17 protein-coding genes are annotated in these 16,404 nt (G+C 64.6%); 9 read left to right on the plus strand and 8 right to left on the minus strand.

Annotated elements, in window-relative coordinates:
* Nucleotides 1-30: 30 nt before the first annotated feature.
* Nucleotides 31-1,314 (minus strand): phosphopyruvate hydratase, encoded by a 1,284-nt coding sequence (eno, locus tag QDT69_RS08835; protein ID WP_279706214.1) that lies wholly within the window; start codon nt 1,312-1,314, stop codon nt 31-33.
* A gap of 176 nt (nt 1,315-1,490) precedes the next feature.
* On the opposite strand from eno, the gene queF reads away from it, so the two are divergent.
* Together queF and QDT69_RS08845 are read left to right on the plus strand one after the other, a co-directional pair.
* Entirely contained in the window at nt 1,491-1,967 is a 477-nt protein-coding gene (gene queF / locus QDT69_RS08840; protein ID WP_279706215.1) for a preQ(1) synthase, read from the plus strand.
* 51 nt (nt 1,968-2,018) lie between these two features.
* Nucleotides 2,019-2,348, plus strand: coding sequence for a hypothetical protein (locus QDT69_RS08845; protein WP_279706216.1), 330 nt, complete (start codon nt 2,019-2,021; stop codon nt 2,346-2,348).
* 3 nt (nt 2,349-2,351) lie between these two features.
* On the opposite strand, the gene QDT69_RS08850 is transcribed toward QDT69_RS08845, so the two are convergent.
* Nucleotides 2,352-2,528 (minus strand): hypothetical protein, encoded by a 177-nt coding sequence (locus QDT69_RS08850; protein WP_279706217.1) that lies wholly within the window; start codon nt 2,526-2,528, stop codon nt 2,352-2,354.
* 199 nt (nt 2,529-2,727) lie between these two features.
* Here QDT69_RS08850 and QDT69_RS08855 point away from each other — a divergent pair, with 199 nt between their 5' ends.
* Nucleotides 2,728-5,823, plus strand: coding sequence for a hypothetical protein (locus QDT69_RS08855; RefSeq protein WP_279706218.1), 3,096 nt, complete (start codon nt 2,728-2,730; stop codon nt 5,821-5,823).
* 58 nt (nt 5,824-5,881) lie between these two features.
* On the opposite strand, the gene QDT69_RS08860 is transcribed toward QDT69_RS08855, so the two are convergent.
* Both QDT69_RS08860 and kdsA read right to left on the minus strand, forming a co-directional pair.
* Nucleotides 5,882-7,078, minus strand: a complete 1,197-nt coding sequence (locus QDT69_RS08860; RefSeq protein WP_279706219.1) for an MFS transporter — start codon at nt 7,076-7,078, stop codon at nt 5,882-5,884.
* Between the two features lie 15 nt (nt 7,079-7,093).
* A complete protein-coding gene (kdsA, locus tag QDT69_RS08865) occupies nt 7,094-7,951 on the minus strand; it encodes a 3-deoxy-8-phosphooctulonate synthase (protein ID WP_279706220.1) in 858 nt (285 codons plus the stop codon).
* Between the two features lie 165 nt (nt 7,952-8,116).
* Here kdsA and QDT69_RS08870 point away from each other — a divergent pair, with 165 nt between their 5' ends.
* Nucleotides 8,117-8,443 (plus strand): PAAR domain-containing protein, encoded by a 327-nt coding sequence (locus QDT69_RS08870; RefSeq protein ID WP_279706221.1) that lies wholly within the window; start codon nt 8,117-8,119, stop codon nt 8,441-8,443.
* 57 nt (nt 8,444-8,500) lie between these two features.
* Here QDT69_RS08870 and QDT69_RS08875 read toward each other — a convergent pair whose 3' ends face one another.
* Nucleotides 8,501-8,827, minus strand: coding sequence for an NIPSNAP family protein (locus tag QDT69_RS08875; RefSeq protein ID WP_279706222.1), 327 nt, complete (start codon nt 8,825-8,827; stop codon nt 8,501-8,503).
* Between the two features lie 167 nt (nt 8,828-8,994).
* Between QDT69_RS08875 and QDT69_RS08880 the strand changes: the two genes are divergently transcribed.
* The 3 genes from QDT69_RS08880 (at nt 8,995) to QDT69_RS08890 (ending at nt 11,826) form a co-directional block, all read left to right on the plus strand.
* Nucleotides 8,995-9,669: a response regulator transcription factor gene (locus QDT69_RS08880; RefSeq protein WP_279706223.1), complete on the plus strand. Its 675-nt coding sequence runs from the start codon at nt 8,995-8,997 to the stop codon at nt 9,667-9,669.
* Nucleotides 9,666-11,036: a HAMP domain-containing sensor histidine kinase gene (locus QDT69_RS08885; RefSeq protein WP_279706224.1), complete on the plus strand. Its 1,371-nt coding sequence runs from the start codon at nt 9,666-9,668 to the stop codon at nt 11,034-11,036. The genes QDT69_RS08880 and QDT69_RS08885 overlap by 4 nt, the downstream gene beginning before the upstream one ends.
* 124 nt (nt 11,037-11,160) lie before the next feature.
* Nucleotides 11,161-11,826, plus strand: coding sequence for an rRNA adenine N-6-methyltransferase family protein (locus tag QDT69_RS08890; RefSeq protein ID WP_279706225.1), 666 nt, complete (start codon nt 11,161-11,163; stop codon nt 11,824-11,826).
* A gap of 18 nt (nt 11,827-11,844) precedes the next feature.
* Here the strand turns inward: QDT69_RS08890 and QDT69_RS08895 are convergent, their stop codons facing one another.
* Complete coding sequence (locus QDT69_RS08895) at nt 11,845-13,476, minus strand: CTP synthase (protein ID WP_050419628.1); 1,632 nt, start codon at nt 13,474-13,476, stop codon at nt 11,845-11,847.
* 166 nt (nt 13,477-13,642) lie between these two features.
* On the minus strand, nt 13,643-14,032 hold the full coding sequence (gene secG / locus QDT69_RS08900; RefSeq protein ID WP_050419627.1) for a preprotein translocase subunit SecG: 390 nt from the start codon (nt 14,030-14,032) through the stop codon (nt 13,643-13,645).
* A gap of 203 nt (nt 14,033-14,235) precedes the next feature.
* On the opposite strand from secG, the gene QDT69_RS08905 reads away from it, so the two are divergent.
* On the plus strand, nt 14,236-14,802 hold the full coding sequence (locus tag QDT69_RS08905; RefSeq protein ID WP_279706226.1) for an XRE family transcriptional regulator: 567 nt from the start codon (nt 14,236-14,238) through the stop codon (nt 14,800-14,802).
* A gap of 3 nt (nt 14,803-14,805) precedes the next feature.
* Nucleotides 14,806-15,336 carry a GNAT family N-acetyltransferase gene (locus tag QDT69_RS08910; protein ID WP_279706227.1) on the plus strand — a complete coding sequence of 177 codons (531 nt, stop codon included), beginning with the start codon at nt 14,806-14,808 and terminating at the stop codon, nt 15,334-15,336.
* Between the two features lie 186 nt (nt 15,337-15,522).
* Here the strand turns inward: QDT69_RS08910 and tpiA are convergent, their stop codons facing one another.
* Entirely contained in the window at nt 15,523-16,275 is a 753-nt protein-coding gene (gene tpiA / locus QDT69_RS08915; protein WP_279706228.1) for a triose-phosphate isomerase, read from the minus strand.
* Nucleotides 16,276-16,404 lie beyond the last annotated feature (129 nt).

Raw genomic sequence — 16,404 nt, forward strand, 5'->3', positions numbered from 1 at the left:
CGTTTTGTTCAGTCCCGATCAATTGGGGCGCTAGGCGAGCGCCTTCAAGGCCGCCCTGCCGGCGTATTTTGCCTGGGTACCGAGCTGCTGCTCGATGCGCAGCAGCTGGTTGTACTTGGCGGTACGGTCGGAGCGCGCCAGCGAGCCGGTCTTGATCTGCCCGCAATTGGTGGCGACCGCGAGGTCGGCAATCGTGGAGTCCTCGGTCTCGCCGGATCGGTGCGACATCACGGCGGTATAGCCGGCCTTGTAGGCCATCTCGATCGCCGCCAGCGTCTCGGTGAGCGTGCCGATCTGGTTGACCTTGACCAGGATCGAGTTGGCGCGGCCGTGCTTGATGCCGTCGGCAAGCCGGGTCACGTTGGTGACGAACAGATCGTCACCGACCAGCTGGCACTTGTTGCCGATCGCGTCCGTCAGCTCCTTCCAGCCGTCCATGTCGTCTTCCGACATGCCGTCCTCGATCGTCACGATCGGATAGCGGCCGACGAGGTCGGCGAGATACTTCACCTGCTCCGAGCGCGAGCGGGTCTTGTTCTCGCCGCCATAGACGTAGGAGCCTTCCTTGAAGAATTCGGTGGAGGCGCAGTCGAGGCCGAGCACGACGTCGTCGCCCGCCTTGTAGCCGGCCTTGCCGATCGCATTCATGACGAACTCGAGCGCGGCGTCGGCCGACGGCAGGTTCGGCGCGAAACCGCCCTCGTCGCCGACATTGGTGTTGTGGCCGGCCTTCTTCAGCTCGCCGCGCAGCGTGTGGAAGATTTCCGAACCGCAGCGCAGCGCTTCGGCGAAGCTGCTGGCGCCGACCGGCAGGATCATGAACTCCTGGAAGTCGATCGGGTTGTCGGCATGCACGCCGCCATTGATGATGTTCATCATCGGCACCGGCAGCGTCCGCGCTGAGGTGCCGCCGACATAACGATACAGCGGCATGTCGAAGGATTCAGCCGCGGCCTTGGCGCAGGCCAGCGAGACGCCGAGGATGGCGTTGGCGCCAAGCCGGCTCTTGTTCGGGGTGCCGTCGAGCTCGATCATGATCTGGTCGATCGCGACCTGCTCCTCGACGGCCTGGTCGCTGAGCGCCTCGAAGATCTCGCCGTTGATGGCGGCAACCGCCTTCTCGACGCCCTTGCCGAGGTAACGCGACTTATCGCCGTCACGGAGTTCCACCGCCTCATGGGCGCCGGTCGAGGCCCCCGACGGCACCGCCGCGCGACCGATCGACCCATCCTCCAGCACCACATCGACCTCGACGGTGGGGTTGCCGCGGCTATCCAGGATTTCGCGGCCGATGATGTCGACGATGTCAGTCATGAGTACCTCTTGTGGCAGTGAGGGGGGCAGATGGCGGTGCTTCTACCGCAATGCATCGAGGGGGAAAAGGCCGGGTGACCGGCGGCATTGCCCTCCTTTGCATGGGGTTGATTTGCAGGAAAACCGGTTTCCACTTTTCCGGATCATGCTCTATGAGGACCCCACGGAGACCCCTCATGGCGAAGAAATCCAGCAAATCAACGACCTCCTCCGGCCTGCAACTCGGCCGTGCGGTGGAATGGCCCGACGCGCCTGAGAAGGCGCAGCTCGACCGCGTGCCTAATCCGCAGGCTGGTACCGATTATCTGGTACGCTTCACGGTGCCGGAATTCACCTCGATCTGCCCGGTAACGGGCCAACCGGATTTCGCGCATCTGGTGATCGACTACGTGCCCGGCCGCTGGCTGCTGGAATCCAAATCGCTGAAACTGTTCGCCGCAAGCTTCCGCAACCATGGCGCCTTCCATGAGGATTGCACGGTCATGATCGGCAAGCGGATTACGGACGAGATCAAGCCGAAATGGCTGCGCATCGGCGGCTACTGGTATCCGCGCGGCGGCATCCCGATCGACGTGTTCTTCCAGACCGGCAGGCTGCCGAAGGGCCTCTGGGTCCCCGACCAGGGCGTCGCGACGTATCGCGGGCGGGGTTAGGTGGGCGCCAAAAATTGGCCGCGTGAAGTGGTCTCGCTACAGGAGCCTTCTATGACGCGAGATAATGAAGCTATCGAACGGGTCCGATCCGACGGTCGACAAAAGACCTTTGCCATTAGCCCGGATCGAGAGATCAAAATCGCGTTCCTTATCCGCGGCGATGATTGGCTTCCTCTCAGAGCGCCGTGGTGGCGGGGGAAAGATGTCTCGATTATTGGCGCAGACCTCGACGGCAACTTCATCCTTCGCCATTGCGATGGCTCGGTGCGATTGTGGGATCATTCAGAGCACGCCGACGAAATTCTTGCGTCCGGAGTAGTGGATTTTTGTAAGCGCCTGGGGCCGCCATTCCAAACCAGGCCGACACAAAGTTCAATCTAGGCGCTAAGGATCGCTAAGCCTCGACTTCAGGCCGCGATCCGCATCGGCCGGACGGCGCTGCTTCAAAAATCTCGCGCAAATAAATCCGAGCACGACCATCACGGCGGCGGCCGAGACGAGCGTCGTCGCCTTGCCGGCGTTATTGAAGCCCACGTCGCGCGAAGCCAATTCGTGCGACACTGCGGCTTATTCTTGAAAGTTGTGAGGCAGGGTTCCGCGCTGCCGTTTGCAGCATCGCTAAAGCGATTGAGCGACAACGCGGATTCCCAACGTGCGAAATGTTCCGCAAGCGCAGAAAAATTTGCGCGGCCAATCGTCACATACGCGTCGTCCGTCAGGTGTCTCTTCCGCTCCTCATCTCACCCCAGGGAGCATCGAAATGGCTACGATCAGCGGAATGAAAACCTTCGCGTCGGGCGCGGCGGTTGGCGCAACGGCTCCGGACTCCGTTACGACTGCGAACGGGACGATCTTCGTCGAATACGGCAATGGTGCAGACTCGACCGGCGCCGGCGGCTCAAGCACGATCGTGCAGTACGACAAGAACGGCAAGGTCGAACACACCTACACGATCGCCGGATCGGTCGATGGCTTGAAGTACAATCCGTTCACCGGCGAGATCTGGGCGCTTCAGAATCAGGACGGAAACTCCACACTTACCCTGATCGATCCCCTCACCCACAAGGTGACGGGCCCGCTGAGCTTTGCCGATCCATCCGCGACGCGCGGCTATGACGACGTCGTCTTCAAGGGCGACAAGGTGTTCCTGAGCTACACCAATCCGAACGGAGCCGGCGATCCGACGCTCGTCGAACTGCTCAATGGCGATCATCCAAGTGGAACATTGTTGACGGCGACGATCCTGACCGATGGCGCCACCGGCTTCAACACGGTCACGGGCGCCACCGAAGTTGTCCCGCAGTCCGATCCGGATTCGCTCAAGCTCGCGCCCGACGGCGATCTGATCTTCACTGACGGCGCCGACGGCACCATCATCGACGTTCAGCATCCCGGGACGGCCAGCCAGGCGATCGCGTTCACGACGATCAAGGGCATTCCAGCCGGCTCCGTCGGCAATGCCGGCCTCGACGACGTGATCAAGCCCGGCGCTACTGCCGGCACGTTCTATATGACCGACACGAAGACCGGGAACGTCTATTCGTTCCACGCGAGCGGCCTCAACACCAACGACTATTACGCGTCGGTTGCGAGCCTCGGCGGGTTCGGCCAGGTCGATCCGACCACCGGCGTCTTCACGCCGCTGGTCACGGGAGCGAACTTTTCCGCCGCGCACGGCCTGATCTTCGTTCCGGACAAGAACGCGTCCCCGATGGCGCATGTGGATTCAATCACGACATTTGCCGCTCCGCCGAATGGGGTGACCGGACTGGATTCGATCACCATCGCGAACAAGTACGTGTTCGTGGAGTACGGCAATGGCGTCGACTCGACCGGCGCCGTGCCGGGCGACAGCACGATCATCCAGTACGACCGCGCGGGACACTTCGTGCACGCTTATTCGATCGAGGGATCGGTCGACGGGCTGAAGTACAATCCCGAGACCGGAATGGTCTGGGCATTGCAGAACCAGGACGGCCGCTCATCACTGTCGCTGATCGATCCCAACACGCAAACGGTCACCGCGCATTTCGACTATGCCAACCCGTCGACCTCGCGCGGCTATGACGACGTGGTGTTCAAGGGCAACGAAGTATTCCTCAGCTATACGAACCCGACCGGCAACGGTGATCCCACCATCGTGAAGCTCCTGAACGGCCCGAACCCGAAAGCTGGCGACCTGCTCACCACCGCTCCCGTGTTGCTCGACGGCGCCGTGGGTTACGATACCGTCACCGGCAAGATGGAGGTGGTGCCGCAGGCCGACCCGGACTCGCTGAAGCTTGCCGCGAACGGCGATCTAATCTTCTCCAGCGGCGATGACGGCGCGATCATCGACGTCCAGAATCCGGGCACTTCCCACCAGGCGATCGCGTTCACTCCGATCCAGGGAATTCCTGCCGGATCAGGCGCCGGCCTCGACGACGTCATCAAGCCATCCGCGACGTCGGGCACCTTCTACATTTCGGACGCAAAGGACGGCCATGTCCTGGCGGTGTATGCGAGCGGCCTCAATCCCAACGACTACTATGCCTCGGTGGGTTCGCTCGGGGCGTTCGGCCAGGTCGACGAGAACACCGGCACCTTCACCGCGCTGGTGTCCAGCGAGAATGCACCCGGCTTCAGCTTCGGCTCGCCGCACGGCGTTGCCTTCGTTCCCGACAAGAATGCGACGCCATTTCCCGAGATCAGTGCGGTCAAGACCTTCCAGGCCCCACCCGACGGGGCGACCCAGCCCGATTCCGTCACCACTGCACACGGCTCGACCTTTGTCGAATACGGCAATGGCGCCGATTCGACCGGCGCCGGAGGCTCCAGCACCATCGTGCAATACGACAAGCACGGCGACGTGGAATTCACATACTCGATCACGGGATCGGTCGATGGCCTGAAATACAACCCAACGACCGGCGATATCTGGGCACTCCAGAATCAGGACGGCAATCCCACCCTGACGTTGATCAATCCGGAGACGCATGCGGTCTCCGCGCCGCTCAGCTATGCCGATTCGAGTGCGAGCCGCGGCTTTGACGACGTGGTGTTCAAGGGCGACAAGGTGTTCCTGAGCGAGACCAACCCCGTCAATCCCGGCGATGCAACCGTGGTCCAGCTCCTCAACGGCGATCATCCGTCTGGCACGTTGACGACCAAGCCCATTCTTGAATTTGGCGCTACCGGTCTGGACACCGTGACCGGCAAGACCGAGGTCGTGCCTCAGAACGATCCGGACTCGTTGAAGCTCGCCCCGAACGGCGACCTGTTGCTGTCGAGCGGCGACGACGGGACCATCATCGATATCAAGAATCCCGGCACGACCCACCAATCGGTGTCGTTTACGCCGATTGCGGGCGTCGGCGCCAAGGCTGGTCTCGACGATGTCATTGAAACAGGTGCCAAGTCGGGCACGTTCACATTGACCGATACGGCCACCGACAAGGTCTTCTCGTTTCACGCGACTGGCCTGAACCCCGACGATTACTACGCCTCGGTCGGCAGCCTGAAGGCGTTCGGCCAGGTCGACCCGACCACCGGCGCATTCACGCCGCTGCTGTCGGCCGACAATGCGCCCGGCTTCGACTTCAGCTCTCCGCACGGCGTCAGCTTCACGCCCGACCCTTCTCCCGCGGCCGGTCATGTCGCGACATCGGTGCACGCCGATAGCTTCGTGTTTGCCGATGGCGGCAACAACGCCGGCGCCGCAGCCGGCACTCCCCAGCCGTTCTCATTTGAAGGCCCTTCACATGCAGAACAGCTTGCGCAACTTGCTTCCGACGTCTCGCATAGCAGTTCGGATTGGCTGCACGAGACTACGATGCAGTACGTGGCGATGGGGCACGATGCCTTCCATCTGACCTAGCGATCGCGCGTTTTCGGAACGGTGCTGCGAGGACGCGGACAGTTCCTCGCAGCAGCGCTCAGGAGCCGGCATGCGCGTCAGCGGGCGCACGCTGCTTGAGGAATCTGGCGCAGATGAATCCGAGCACGACCATCACGGCGGCGGCCGAGACCAGCGTTGCGGTCTTGCCGGCATGTTGAAGACCAAAACCATAGGCGATCGGGCCGACGGTCTGGCCCATGAAAAAGAAGAACGAGTGCAGCGACAGCGCGGTGGCGCGCGCTTCGACCGATAGCTCGCTGGCGAACACCTGCAGACAGCCGTGGATCATGTAGAAGCCAAGACCCATCACCAGCAGGCCCGCCATCTGCAATTTCCAGTGCGGGCCGAAGGCGACGCCGACCAGTTGAATCGCGACCAGCGTCGCGCCGACGATCATCATCCCCCTCACCCCGATCAATGGCAAAAGCCGCGCCACCGTCAGCGTGTAGAGCAATCCGCCGATCGCAAAGCCTGCGATCACGATGCCGGCGATCGACAGTGAGGTCTCGCCGAGCTCGAACAGGAACGAGGCGATGAAGGGAAACAGCCCAAGCACGCAGCAGCCTTCGACGAAGACGGCCGAATAGCAGATCCGCGCGTTCGGATTGGTGAAGATGGTGCGATAGCCGTGGCGCAGCGCCTTCAGGCTGGTACGCGGCGGACGGTTCAGCTCAGCGCCGCGGAAGCCGGCCGCAACCGCCAGCGCGACAATGATCACGAGGCCGCCGAGCACCGCGAGCACGCCGCGCCAGCCGAGCAGATCGCCAATCAGGCCAGAGGCCGTGGCGCCGAGCAGATTGCCGGTCATCGAGCCCGCCAGCGTACGGCCGATCGCGAGCTGCCGCTTGTCAGGGCCGACCAGATCGCTGGTCAGCGACAGCGCCACCGGAAACACGCCGCCCGAGCCGATGCCTGCAAGGATACGGGTCACGAACAGCATCGGGAACGAGGTCGAGAGCGCGCCGAGGATGTTGGCCGCGCCGAGCAACACCAGGCAGATCGTCATCAGCCGCGCCTTGCCGAACAGATCGGCGGCGGCGCCGATCGCCGGCTGGATTGCGGCAAAGGTGAAGGCGAACACCGCAGCAAAGCTCGCCGCGGTCGCAATGCTGACGCTGAAATCCTCCGCGACATGCGGCAGCACCGGATCGAGCGCGCGCACCGACAGGCTCGCCGCGAATGTCGCCAGCGTGATGACGTTGAGAACCGGCGGCATGCCGCTCTTTGCGGTCATGTCGTCGTCACCCCGTCAGGCCGCGGTCTTGGCCAGCGCGTCGAAGGCCATCAGCCGCCTGACGAGGGCTTCGAAGTCGCGCAGCGGCACCATGTTGGGGCCATCGGACGGCGCGTGATCCGGATCGGGATGGGTCTCGATGAATACGCCGGCGACGCCGACCGCAACCGCGGCGCGCGCCAGCACCGGCACGAATTCGCGTTCGCCGCCCGACGAGGTGCCCTTGCCGCCGGGCTGCTGCACCGAATGGGTGGCGTCGAAGATCACCGGCGCACCGGTGGTGCGCGAAAGGATCGGCAGCGCGCGCATGTCGGAAACCAGCGTGTTGTAGCCGAACGACGCGCCGCGCTCGGTGACCAGCACATTGGCATTGCCGGCGCCTGTGATCTTGCTGACCACATTCGCCATGTCCCACGGCGCCAGGAACTGGCCCTTCTTGACGTTGACCACCTTGCCGGTCGCGGCCGCGGCCAGCAGGAGATCGGTCTGCCGGCACAGGAAGGCCGGGATCTGCAGCACGTCGACCGCCTGCGCGGCCTCGGCGCACTGGTCAGGCTCATGCACGTCAGTCAGCACGGGCAGCCCGAGCGAGGAACGGATCTCGGCGAAGATCGGCAGCGCCTGCTTCAGCCCGATGCCGCGCGCGGCCGACGCGCTGGTGCGGTTCGCCTTGTCGAACGAGGTCTTGTACACCAGACCGACTTTGAGCCGGGCCGCGATCTCTTTCAGCGCGGAGGCCACTTCAAGCGCGTGCGCGCGGCTTTCAAGCTGGCAGGGACCGGCGATGATCGAGATTGGCAAGGCATTGCCGAATTTGGCCGATCCGACGGCAACGATCGGCGCAGCGGCTTGCGCGGAAACCTGATTGGTCAAAATGTGCATCCTTTTGCCGGCGACCATGCAGTCCTGTGCGGGGTGGATCAAGCCATCCCGCGCGATGAGGGGGTTGCGCTGACGCCGTGGGTGCGCCGTGCTATCACAATCCTGCCCTATCCGCCCCTATAGATTGGCGCGGAACAGATTCCCATGAGGAACGACATGCGCCTTTTGCTTGTGATCGTTGCTGCGGCCGCCTTGCCGGGCCTTGCCTACGGCCAGGCCAGCAGCCAGCCCGGGGTCGTCACCAGCGGCGCCAACGGCGTCACCGTCAATGGCAAGCCGGCGGCGCGTAGCGGCGACACCACCAGCAATGGCGGCCCGCTCGTCGAAGGCGTGCCCAATGTCCTGATCAACGGCAAGCCGGCGGTGGTCATGGGCGATCGCACGCATTGCGGCGGCAAGACGACCTCCGGCAGCCACGGCGTCTTCATCAACGGCAAGCCGATGGTGACCCAAGGCGATCAGACCTCGGGCTGCCCGCAATAGGCCAGGCGGTGACTGGGCGCGACGAGGTCTCGCCATCGCGCCCTTGCGGCACCCGTTTCATTTCACCGACGAAAACGCGGTCGGCACCAAAAGCTGGTTTTCGATGTTGAGAACGATCTGGCCGTCTTCCTCGCTCTTGGCGCGCCCGGCGATCCATTCCGGATCGCTCGTGAACGCGGTCCATTTCTTCTCGCGCTCGGCGAGCGATTCCCAGGCCAGCAGATAGGTCAGGTCCTGGTTGGATTCGCCGACCAGCGTCGTGAAGAAGCCGGCCTGCCTGATGCCGTGCTTGTCCCAGAGCTTCAGCGTGATGGTCTCGAAGCGCTTGAGCAGCGCCGGCAGCCGGCCCGGCAGGCAACGATAGACGCGGGTCTCGTAGATCATCGGCAATTCTCCCGGATTTGTGTGCGAGGGTTATAGCCAGCAAGTTCCGGACTGTCTTGGGGGGTGGCAACATGGCACCCCTGCTCGCGGCAGGCGGCCATTTCCGCAATGTTGTTGCAATGTCACTTGCCTTAAAACCGGCTGTTCGGGATCTGGACCAAGAGGACATGCGGATACTGCTGGTGGAAGATGAGGCGGAGATGGCGGCGGCGCTGGCGCAGGCGCTGAAGGGCTACGACATGGTGGTCGACCATGTGCCGAGCCTCGCCGAGGCCGAGGAGGCGATTTCCGCCGACGTCCATGGCGCGGTGCTGCTCGACCGCCAGCTTCCCGACGGCGACGGCCTCACGTTGATCCCGAAGCTGCGCGCCAAGGCCGACGGCGTTCCAATCATCGTGCTGACGGCGCGCGGCGACCTCGCCGACCGCATCATTGGGCTCGACAGCGGCGCCGACGACTATCTGGCCAAGCCGTTCGCGGTCGAGGAGCTGCTGGCGCGGCTGCGCGCCGTGCTGCGCCGTCCCGCCGGCCTGCAGCTCGAGATCATCAAGGCCGGCCGCATGGCGTTCGATTGCAGCCATCGCGAGGCCAGCGTCGATGGCCGCCCGCTCGACCTGCCGCGGCGTGAGCTTCTGGTGCTGGAGACGCTGCTGCGCCGCCTCGGCCGCACCGTGTTGCGCGCGACGCTCGAGGAGGCCGTGTACAATTTCGAGGACGAGATCCAGTCGAACGCGCTCGACGCCCATGTGTCGCGGCTGCGGCGCAAGCTCGCCGATACCGACGCCGGCGTCGAGATCCACAGCATCCGCGGCGTCGGCTACCTGCTCAAGCAGGTGTCATGAGCGAACCCGCCGACCACTATTGCCTGCGCTCGCAACTGAGCTGGCGACTGGTCGGGCTGCAAGCGCTGCTGCTTGCCATGCTGATCGTTTGCCTGATCAGCGCATTGTGCGTCACCGGTTTCCTGATCGTCCCGCGCGATGAGGATCACGTCATCTCCATCGTGCAGAACGCGATCGCACGCGATGGGAAAGGCGACCTTATTTTGCGCTCGACGGCCGAACTCAAGCAGCTTCGCGACAACACGCCCGACCTCTGGTTCCTGGTGCGCGACCGGCAAGGCCATTCGCTGTCGGAAGGCGCAGTGCCGTCCGAATTTGCACGAATCGGTGATGCACTCGACCAGATCAGCCAGGCCAGGCTCGGCTGGCAGATGTTCGAGGACGATCCCCGCAAGCCGCCGGCGCGGCTGAAGCGCGTCAATTCCGACGCCGGCCCGGTGCAGGTGCTCACGGCCACGCAAGGGCCGACATCGAGCGTCAAGACAGCCCTCGCCACGACGCTGGCGTTCCTGGCCGTTGCCCTGCCCGGCCTGCTGCTGATGGCGTGCGCCACCTTCATCGCAACGCCGATGGTGGTGAAGCGCGCTTTCGCCGGCCTCGACACCGCGGCCGATCAGGCGCGCCGGATCGACTTCCGCCAGCGCGGCAGCCGGCTGTCGGCCGACCACCTGCCGCTCGAGGTCGCGCCGCTGGTGACCGCCGTCAACGATGCGCTGACGCGGCTCGACGACGGCTATTCGCGCCACCAGCGCTTCGTCGCGGATGCCGCGCACGAATTGCGCACCCCGATCGCGATCCTCAACACGCGGCTGGAGTCGCTGCCGTCGGGGCCAGAGAAAACCCGCCTGCTCGAGGACTCTGCGCGGCTTGCAACGCTCGCCGAGCAGCTGCTCGACATCCAGCGCTTCGACCAGTGCCGCAACCCCTTCGGCCGCATCGATCTCGTCGCGGTCGCGCGCAATGTCGCCGCCGATCTCGCGCCGCTCGCGATCGCGGGCGGTTACGAATTGTCGCTCGATAGCGCCGCCGACCGCGTCGAAACGCTGGGCGACCGCGCCGCGCTGGAGCGCGCACTGACCAATCTCGTACAGAACGCCATCCAGCATGGCGGCCGCCGCGGCACCATCACCATCCATGTCGGCAACGCCGCGACGGTCGACGTGACCGACGAAGGCGACGGCATTCCGAAGCATGAGCGCACGCGGATCTTCGATCCGTTTTATCGGCTCGCGCCGCTCGACCGCGGCGCCGGCCTTGGTCTGAACATGGTGCGCGAGATCGCAAGGCTGCATGGCGGTCACGTCTCCGTGCTCGACGGACCGAAGGGCGGCGCATGCTTCCGTCTTACACTACCGCCTGCGCCCTAGGCATCGTGATGCCAGAGCGCTTTCCAGCAACATCGCGCAATGTTCTCGCAATGCAGCCCGCGCAAAGAGGAGATCGCGCCGCGCGATCGAGTCGCGACGCGACGACACTTTGCTGGGAATCCCAATGGCACATGATCTCCTTTCTTTCTTCACGGCGTGGATGGCTGCCCCCGGCCGCGTCGGGGCCATCGCGCCTTCGGGCGCAGCGCTCGCCGAACTGATCACCCGCGACATCGGCGCCAACACCGGCCCGGTGCTGGAGCTCGGCCCAGGAACGGGCGCCTTCACCTATCAGCTGTTGAAGCGCGGCGTGCGCCAGCAGGATCTCACGCTGATCGAATACGGCTCGGATTTCATGCGGCTGTTGCAGCTGCGCTTTCCCGGCGCGCGCGTGCTGTGGATGGACGCCGCGCGGCTGGCCTCGGAACGGCTGTATGACGGCGCGCCGGTCGGCGCCGTGGTCAGCGGACTGCCGCTGCTCAACATGTCGCCGCGCAAGGTCATCTCGATCGTCGGCGGCGCATTCAGCTACATGCGTCCCGGCGGCGCGTTCTATCAATTCACCTATGGGATGCGCTGCCCGATACGGCGGCCGATCCTCGACCGGCTCGGCCTGCGCGCCACGTTGGTCGATCGCGCCATCCTCAACGTGCCGCCCGCCGCGGTCTACCGGCTGACGCGGCGACCGCAGTACAAGCTGTTGACGCGTGACGTTACACCGGCGGCCGGCACCAACGTTTCACCGATCAAGAAGGAACGCCAGGCGAGCGAGGACTGCGCCGCCGTGTGACGGCGCAGCTGACCACCGTTACATCAGCCGGCTCTGCTTCGCAGCCGCCTCGATGAACGACGCAAACAGCGGATGCGGCTCGAACGGCCGCGACTTCAGTTCGGGATGGAACTGGACGCCGATGAACCAGGGGTGGTCCTCGTACTCGACGATTTCGGGCAGCACGCCGTCGGGCGACATGCCGGAGAAACGCAGGCCGTGCTGCTCGAGGCGATCCTTGTAGGCGGTGTTGACCTCGTAGCGGTGGCGGTGTCGCTCGGAGATCTCGGTCGCGCCGCCATAGACCTGCGAAACCCGGCTGCCGCGGTTGAGCGCCGCGGGATAGGCGCCGAGCCGCATCGTGCCGCCGAGGTCGCCGGTCTGCGAGCGCTTCTCGAGCTCGTTGCCGCGCAGCCATTCCGTCATCAGACCAACCAGCGGCTCCTCGGTCGGGCCGAATTCGGTCGAATTGGCGTTCTCGATGCCGACCAGATTGCGCGCCGCCTCGATCACCGCCATCTGCATGCCGAAGCAGATGCCGAAATACGGCACGTCGCGCTCACGCGCGAACTGCGCCGCGCGGATCTTGCCTTCGGCGCCGCGTTGGCCGAAGCCGCCGGGCACCAGGATGCCGTTGACGTGCTCGAGGAACGGCGCCGGGTCCTCGTTCTCGAACACCTCGCTCTCGATCCAGTCGAGGTTGACCTTCACCTTGTTGGCGATGCCGCCATGCGAGAGCGCCTCGATCAGCGATTTGTAGGCGTCCTTCATGCCGGTGTACTTGCCGACGATCGCGATCGTCACCGCGCCTTCCGGATTGCGGACGCGCTCGTTGATCACGTGCCAGCTCTGCAGCGCCGGCGGAATCTTCGCCGTGATGCCGAACGCGGCCAGCACTTCGTCGTCCAGCCCCGCCGCGTGATAGGCCTCGGGCACCGCGTAGATGTTGTCGACGTCGCGCGCCTCGATCACAGCGCTCTCGCGCACGTTACAGAACAGGCCGAGCTTGCGCCGCTCTTCCTTGGGGATTTCGCGGTCGGTGCGGCACAGCAGGATGTCCGGCTGGATGCCGATCGAGCGCAGCTCCTTCACCGAGTGCTGCGTCGGTTTTGTCTTGAGTTCGCCGGCGCTTGGAATGTACGGCAACAGCGTCAGGTGAATGTAGACGGCGTGATCGCGCGGCAGCTCGTTCTTGAGCTGGCGGATCGCCTCGAAGAACGGCAGGCCCTCGATGTCGCCGACGGTGCCGCCAATCTCGACCAGCACGAAATCGTACTCGTCGTTGCCCGACAGCACGAATTCCTTGATCGCGTTGGTGACGTGCGGGACCACCTGGATGGTGGCGCCGAGATAATCGCCGCGGCGCTCTTTCGTGATGATGTCCTGGTAGATGCGACCGGTCGTGATGTTGTCAGCCTTGGTGGCCGGACGACCGGTGAAACGTTCGTAATGGCCGAGATCGAGATCGGTCTCGGCGCCGTCGTCGGTCACGAACACTTCGCCGTGCTGATACGGCGACATCGTTCCGGGATCGAGGTTGAGATAGGGATCGAGCTTGCGAAGGCGGACTTTGTAGCCCCTAGCCTGCAGCAAAGCGCCGAGCGCCGCTGAAGCCAGACCCTTGCCGAGCGAGGAGACCACGCCGCCGGTGATGAATATGTACCGCGCCATGGGACTTTACCTTTAAGCCGACTCCACCGATTCGCAAAACGAATCGGCTGTTCCCGGCAAACAAACCACCGGGCTGTGGGTTACGTTAAATTGAGAGCGATTTCAGACTATTGATGGGTATTCCTGATGCAGGATGCCAGCTGGTATCCTGCATGGCCACCCTGCTTTATTGCGACCGAGGCGCCTGCGGGCCGCTCGGGGCCTGCTGGCCCTGCTGCTCGTCGGTCTTCTTCAGCGAATCGAGGATGCCGCCGGACGTCGGGGGCGTCAGCGGCGCGCCGCCGGCCGGCTGGGTCTGCGCCGGTGCGCCGGTGCCGATGATCGAGCTCGGCTTGCGGTCGTAGCCCGCGTACCAGGACAGAAACAGGCTGGTGAGGAAGAAGCCGGCCGCGAGGATCGCGGTGGTCCGCGACAACAGATTCGCGGTGCCGCGGCTCGACATGAAGCCGGCGCCGCCGCCCATGCCCAAGCCGCCGCCTTCAGATTTCTGCAGCAACACGGCGCCGATCATGACGGCGACGATCATGAGATGAATAATGATAACGACAGTCTGCATCGCAAGCCTTCCGTCACAAGCCGCCAAGCGGCCAGACAAACGGCGCTATCGGCTCTACGGTTTTCGTGAAGTCGCGCCCTGTTACACGATTGCACCGGGCATTGTCACCCCCGAGATAGTCGCATCGGCTGACATCACAAGCGATGCCGATCACGCGCCCCCGCATCTTGATCGGAATTGGCCAATTCCATTATAATAGACATATGGATACTTTGATAGACGACCTGAGCGAGCGCTTGGCGCAACGGATCAGGCTCGAACGCGACAGCCGGGGCTGGTCGCTGGCCGAGCTTGCCGAACGCGCCGGCGTCTCCAAGGCAACGATCAGCAAGATCGAGCGCGCCGAGGTCAGCCCGACCGCGGTCGTCCTGGTGCGCCTCGCCTCCGCCTTCGACCTCACGCTTGCCGGTCTGATGCTGCGCGCCGAGGGCCAGGGCGAACGGCTGTCGCGCGCCGACGCGCAACCGATCTGGCGCGATCCTGAGTCCGGCTATCTGCGCCGCCAAGTGTTCAGCCGTCCCGATCATCCGGTCGAGCTGGTGCGGGTCGAGCTGCCGCCGAAGCAATCCGTCACCCTGCCCGCCTCGTCCTACACGCATATCCGCCAACTGGTCTGGGTGCTGAGCGGCAGCCTCGTCATCACCCAAGGCGGCGCACGCCATGTGCTGGCGGCCGGCGACTGCCTCGGCTTCGGCCCGCCGGCGGAAACCACCTTCGCCAACGAAACCAATGCCGGGTGCACCTACGTGGTCACCCTGGCCCGGAGCTGATGCATGCCGCAGTTTTCCATCAAGCCGCTTGCCGACGAGCCCGGGATTCGCGACGCGCTCAGCGAATTGCTGATCGAGACCGTCGCCAGCGGCGGCTCAGTGAGCTTCATGCATCCGCTGGCGCCGGAGGATGCTGATGCGTTTTGGCAGGATTCGCTCAACGCTGCGGCGCGCAGCGAGCGAGCAGTGCTCGGCGCGTTCGACGGCAATGATCTGATCGGCACCGTGACGCTGCTGCTGAAGCTGCCGCCGAACCAGCCGCATCGGGCGGAAATCGCAAAAATGATGACGCGCGTCGCCCGCCGCGGTCGCGGCGTGGCGACCGCGTTGATGCGCGCCGCCGAGCAGCTTGCGATCACGCACGGACGCACGCTGCTGGTGCTCGACACCGCCGAGGAAGACGGCGCCGGGCCATTTTATGAACGGCTTGGATTTCAGCTCACCGGCCTGATCCCGGATTACGCGCTGAAGCCGCACGGTGGCCTCACCGGGACGTTGATCTATTGGAAGCGGATCGGGGCGGCGGCGGCTTGATCCTGCGGCACAGATGTAGACGGCACCAGCTTCGCAACACTGACAATCCCGTCACCCTGAGGAGCGCGCAGCGCGTCTCGAAGGGTCGACGGCCACCAGCCGGGTCGTCGACCCTTCGAGGCTCGCTCCGCTCGCACCTCAGGGTGACGGTGAGCGAGCCCAATCCGCGGCACGATGCACGGCCGCCTAGCAGCCGGCCGCGATCGCCAGGAAGTCGGATGCCTTCAGGCTGGCGCCGCCGACCAGGGCACCGTTGACATTGGCGACGGCCATCAGCTCAGCGGCATTCGACGGCTTCACCGAGCCGCCATAGAGGATCCTGATCTTGTTTCCCTCGCCCTTGAAGCGATCGGTGAGCTGACCGCGGATAAACCTGTGAACTTCCTCGATATCTCCGGCGGTCGGGGTCAGGCCGGTGCCGATCGCCCAGACCGGTTCATAGGCCACCACCAGATTGGCCGCGGTCGAGCCGTCGGGCAGCGAGCCGGCAAGCTGGGTGCCGCAGACATCGAGCGTCTTGCCGGCGTCGCGCTGCTCGCGCGTCTCGCCGATGCAGACGATGGCGGTCAACCCCGCGCGCCACACCGCCTCGGCCTTTTGACGAATCAAGGCATCGGTCTCGCCGTGGTCGGCGCGCCGCTCGGAGTGCCCGACGATGATGGCGACCGCGCCAAGGTCCTTAAACATTTCGGCCGAGAGGTCGCCGGTGTGGGCGCCCGATGGCTTCGGGTGGCAATCCTGAGCGCCGACGGCGACCTTCGAGCCGCGCGCCTTGTCGGCAAAGGCACCGACCAACGTCGCCGGCGGACAGACCAAGAGATCGGCCTTCCCGGCGACATCGCCGGCGCCGGCCAGCATCGCGTCGAACTCGGCAAAAGAGGATTTCAGGCCGTTCATTTTCCAGTTGCCGGCGATCAGCGGCCGGATGGCGTCGGTCATGTCGGATTTCCCATCATTCAAGCGTCCCCTGCGCTATCAGAGCCGGGCGGTGACTTCCAGAGCGCGGCTTGAAGCCCGCTGCGCGGCGCTTTACCGCTTCGATCTGTCCCCCTTACCCATGGTTGCGGG

This window comes from Bradyrhizobium sp. CER78 (genome assembly GCF_029846235.1).
GTDB lineage: Bacteria > Pseudomonadota > Alphaproteobacteria > Rhizobiales > Xanthobacteraceae > Bradyrhizobium.

Bases quoted from the DNA above. Each gene is read 5' to 3' on its own strand.
- QDT69_RS08845 (WP_279706216.1), top strand. From the start codon at position 2,019: ATGACGCGAGATAATGAAGCTATCGAACGGGTCCGATCCGACGGTCGA.
- QDT69_RS08885 (WP_279706224.1), top strand. From the start codon at position 9,666: ATGAGCGAACCCGCCGACCACTATTGCCTGCGCTCGCAACTGAGCTGG.
- secG (WP_050419627.1), bottom strand. From the start codon at position 14,032: ATGCAGACTGTCGTTATCATTATTCATCTCATGATCGTCGCCGTCATG.
- QDT69_RS08910 (WP_279706227.1), top strand. From the start codon at position 14,806: ATGCCGCAGTTTTCCATCAAGCCGCTTGCCGACGAGCCCGGGATTCGC.
- QDT69_RS08890 (WP_279706225.1), top strand. From the start codon at position 11,161: ATGGCACATGATCTCCTTTCTTTCTTCACGGCGTGGATGGCTGCCCCC.
- eno (WP_279706214.1), bottom strand. From the start codon at position 1,314: ATGACTGACATCGTCGACATCATCGGCCGCGAAATCCTGGATAGCCGC.
- QDT69_RS08905 (WP_279706226.1), top strand. From the start codon at position 14,236: ATGGATACTTTGATAGACGACCTGAGCGAGCGCTTGGCGCAACGGATC.
- QDT69_RS08870 (WP_279706221.1), top strand. From the start codon at position 8,117: ATGCGCCTTTTGCTTGTGATCGTTGCTGCGGCCGCCTTGCCGGGCCTT.
- QDT69_RS08895 (WP_050419628.1), bottom strand. From the start codon at position 13,476: ATGGCGCGGTACATATTCATCACCGGCGGCGTGGTCTCCTCGCTCGGC.
- queF (WP_279706215.1), top strand. From the start codon at position 1,491: ATGGCGAAGAAATCCAGCAAATCAACGACCTCCTCCGGCCTGCAACTC.
- QDT69_RS08875 (WP_279706222.1), bottom strand. From the start codon at position 8,827: ATGATCTACGAGACCCGCGTCTATCGTTGCCTGCCGGGCCGGCTGCCG.
- QDT69_RS08855 (WP_279706218.1), top strand. From the start codon at position 2,728: ATGGCTACGATCAGCGGAATGAAAACCTTCGCGTCGGGCGCGGCGGTT.
- QDT69_RS08880 (WP_279706223.1), top strand. From the start codon at position 8,995: ATGCGGATACTGCTGGTGGAAGATGAGGCGGAGATGGCGGCGGCGCTG.
- QDT69_RS08860 (WP_279706219.1), bottom strand. From the start codon at position 7,078: ATGACCGCAAAGAGCGGCATGCCGCCGGTTCTCAACGTCATCACGCTG.
- tpiA (WP_279706228.1), bottom strand. From the start codon at position 16,275: ATGACCGACGCCATCCGGCCGCTGATCGCCGGCAACTGGAAAATGAAC.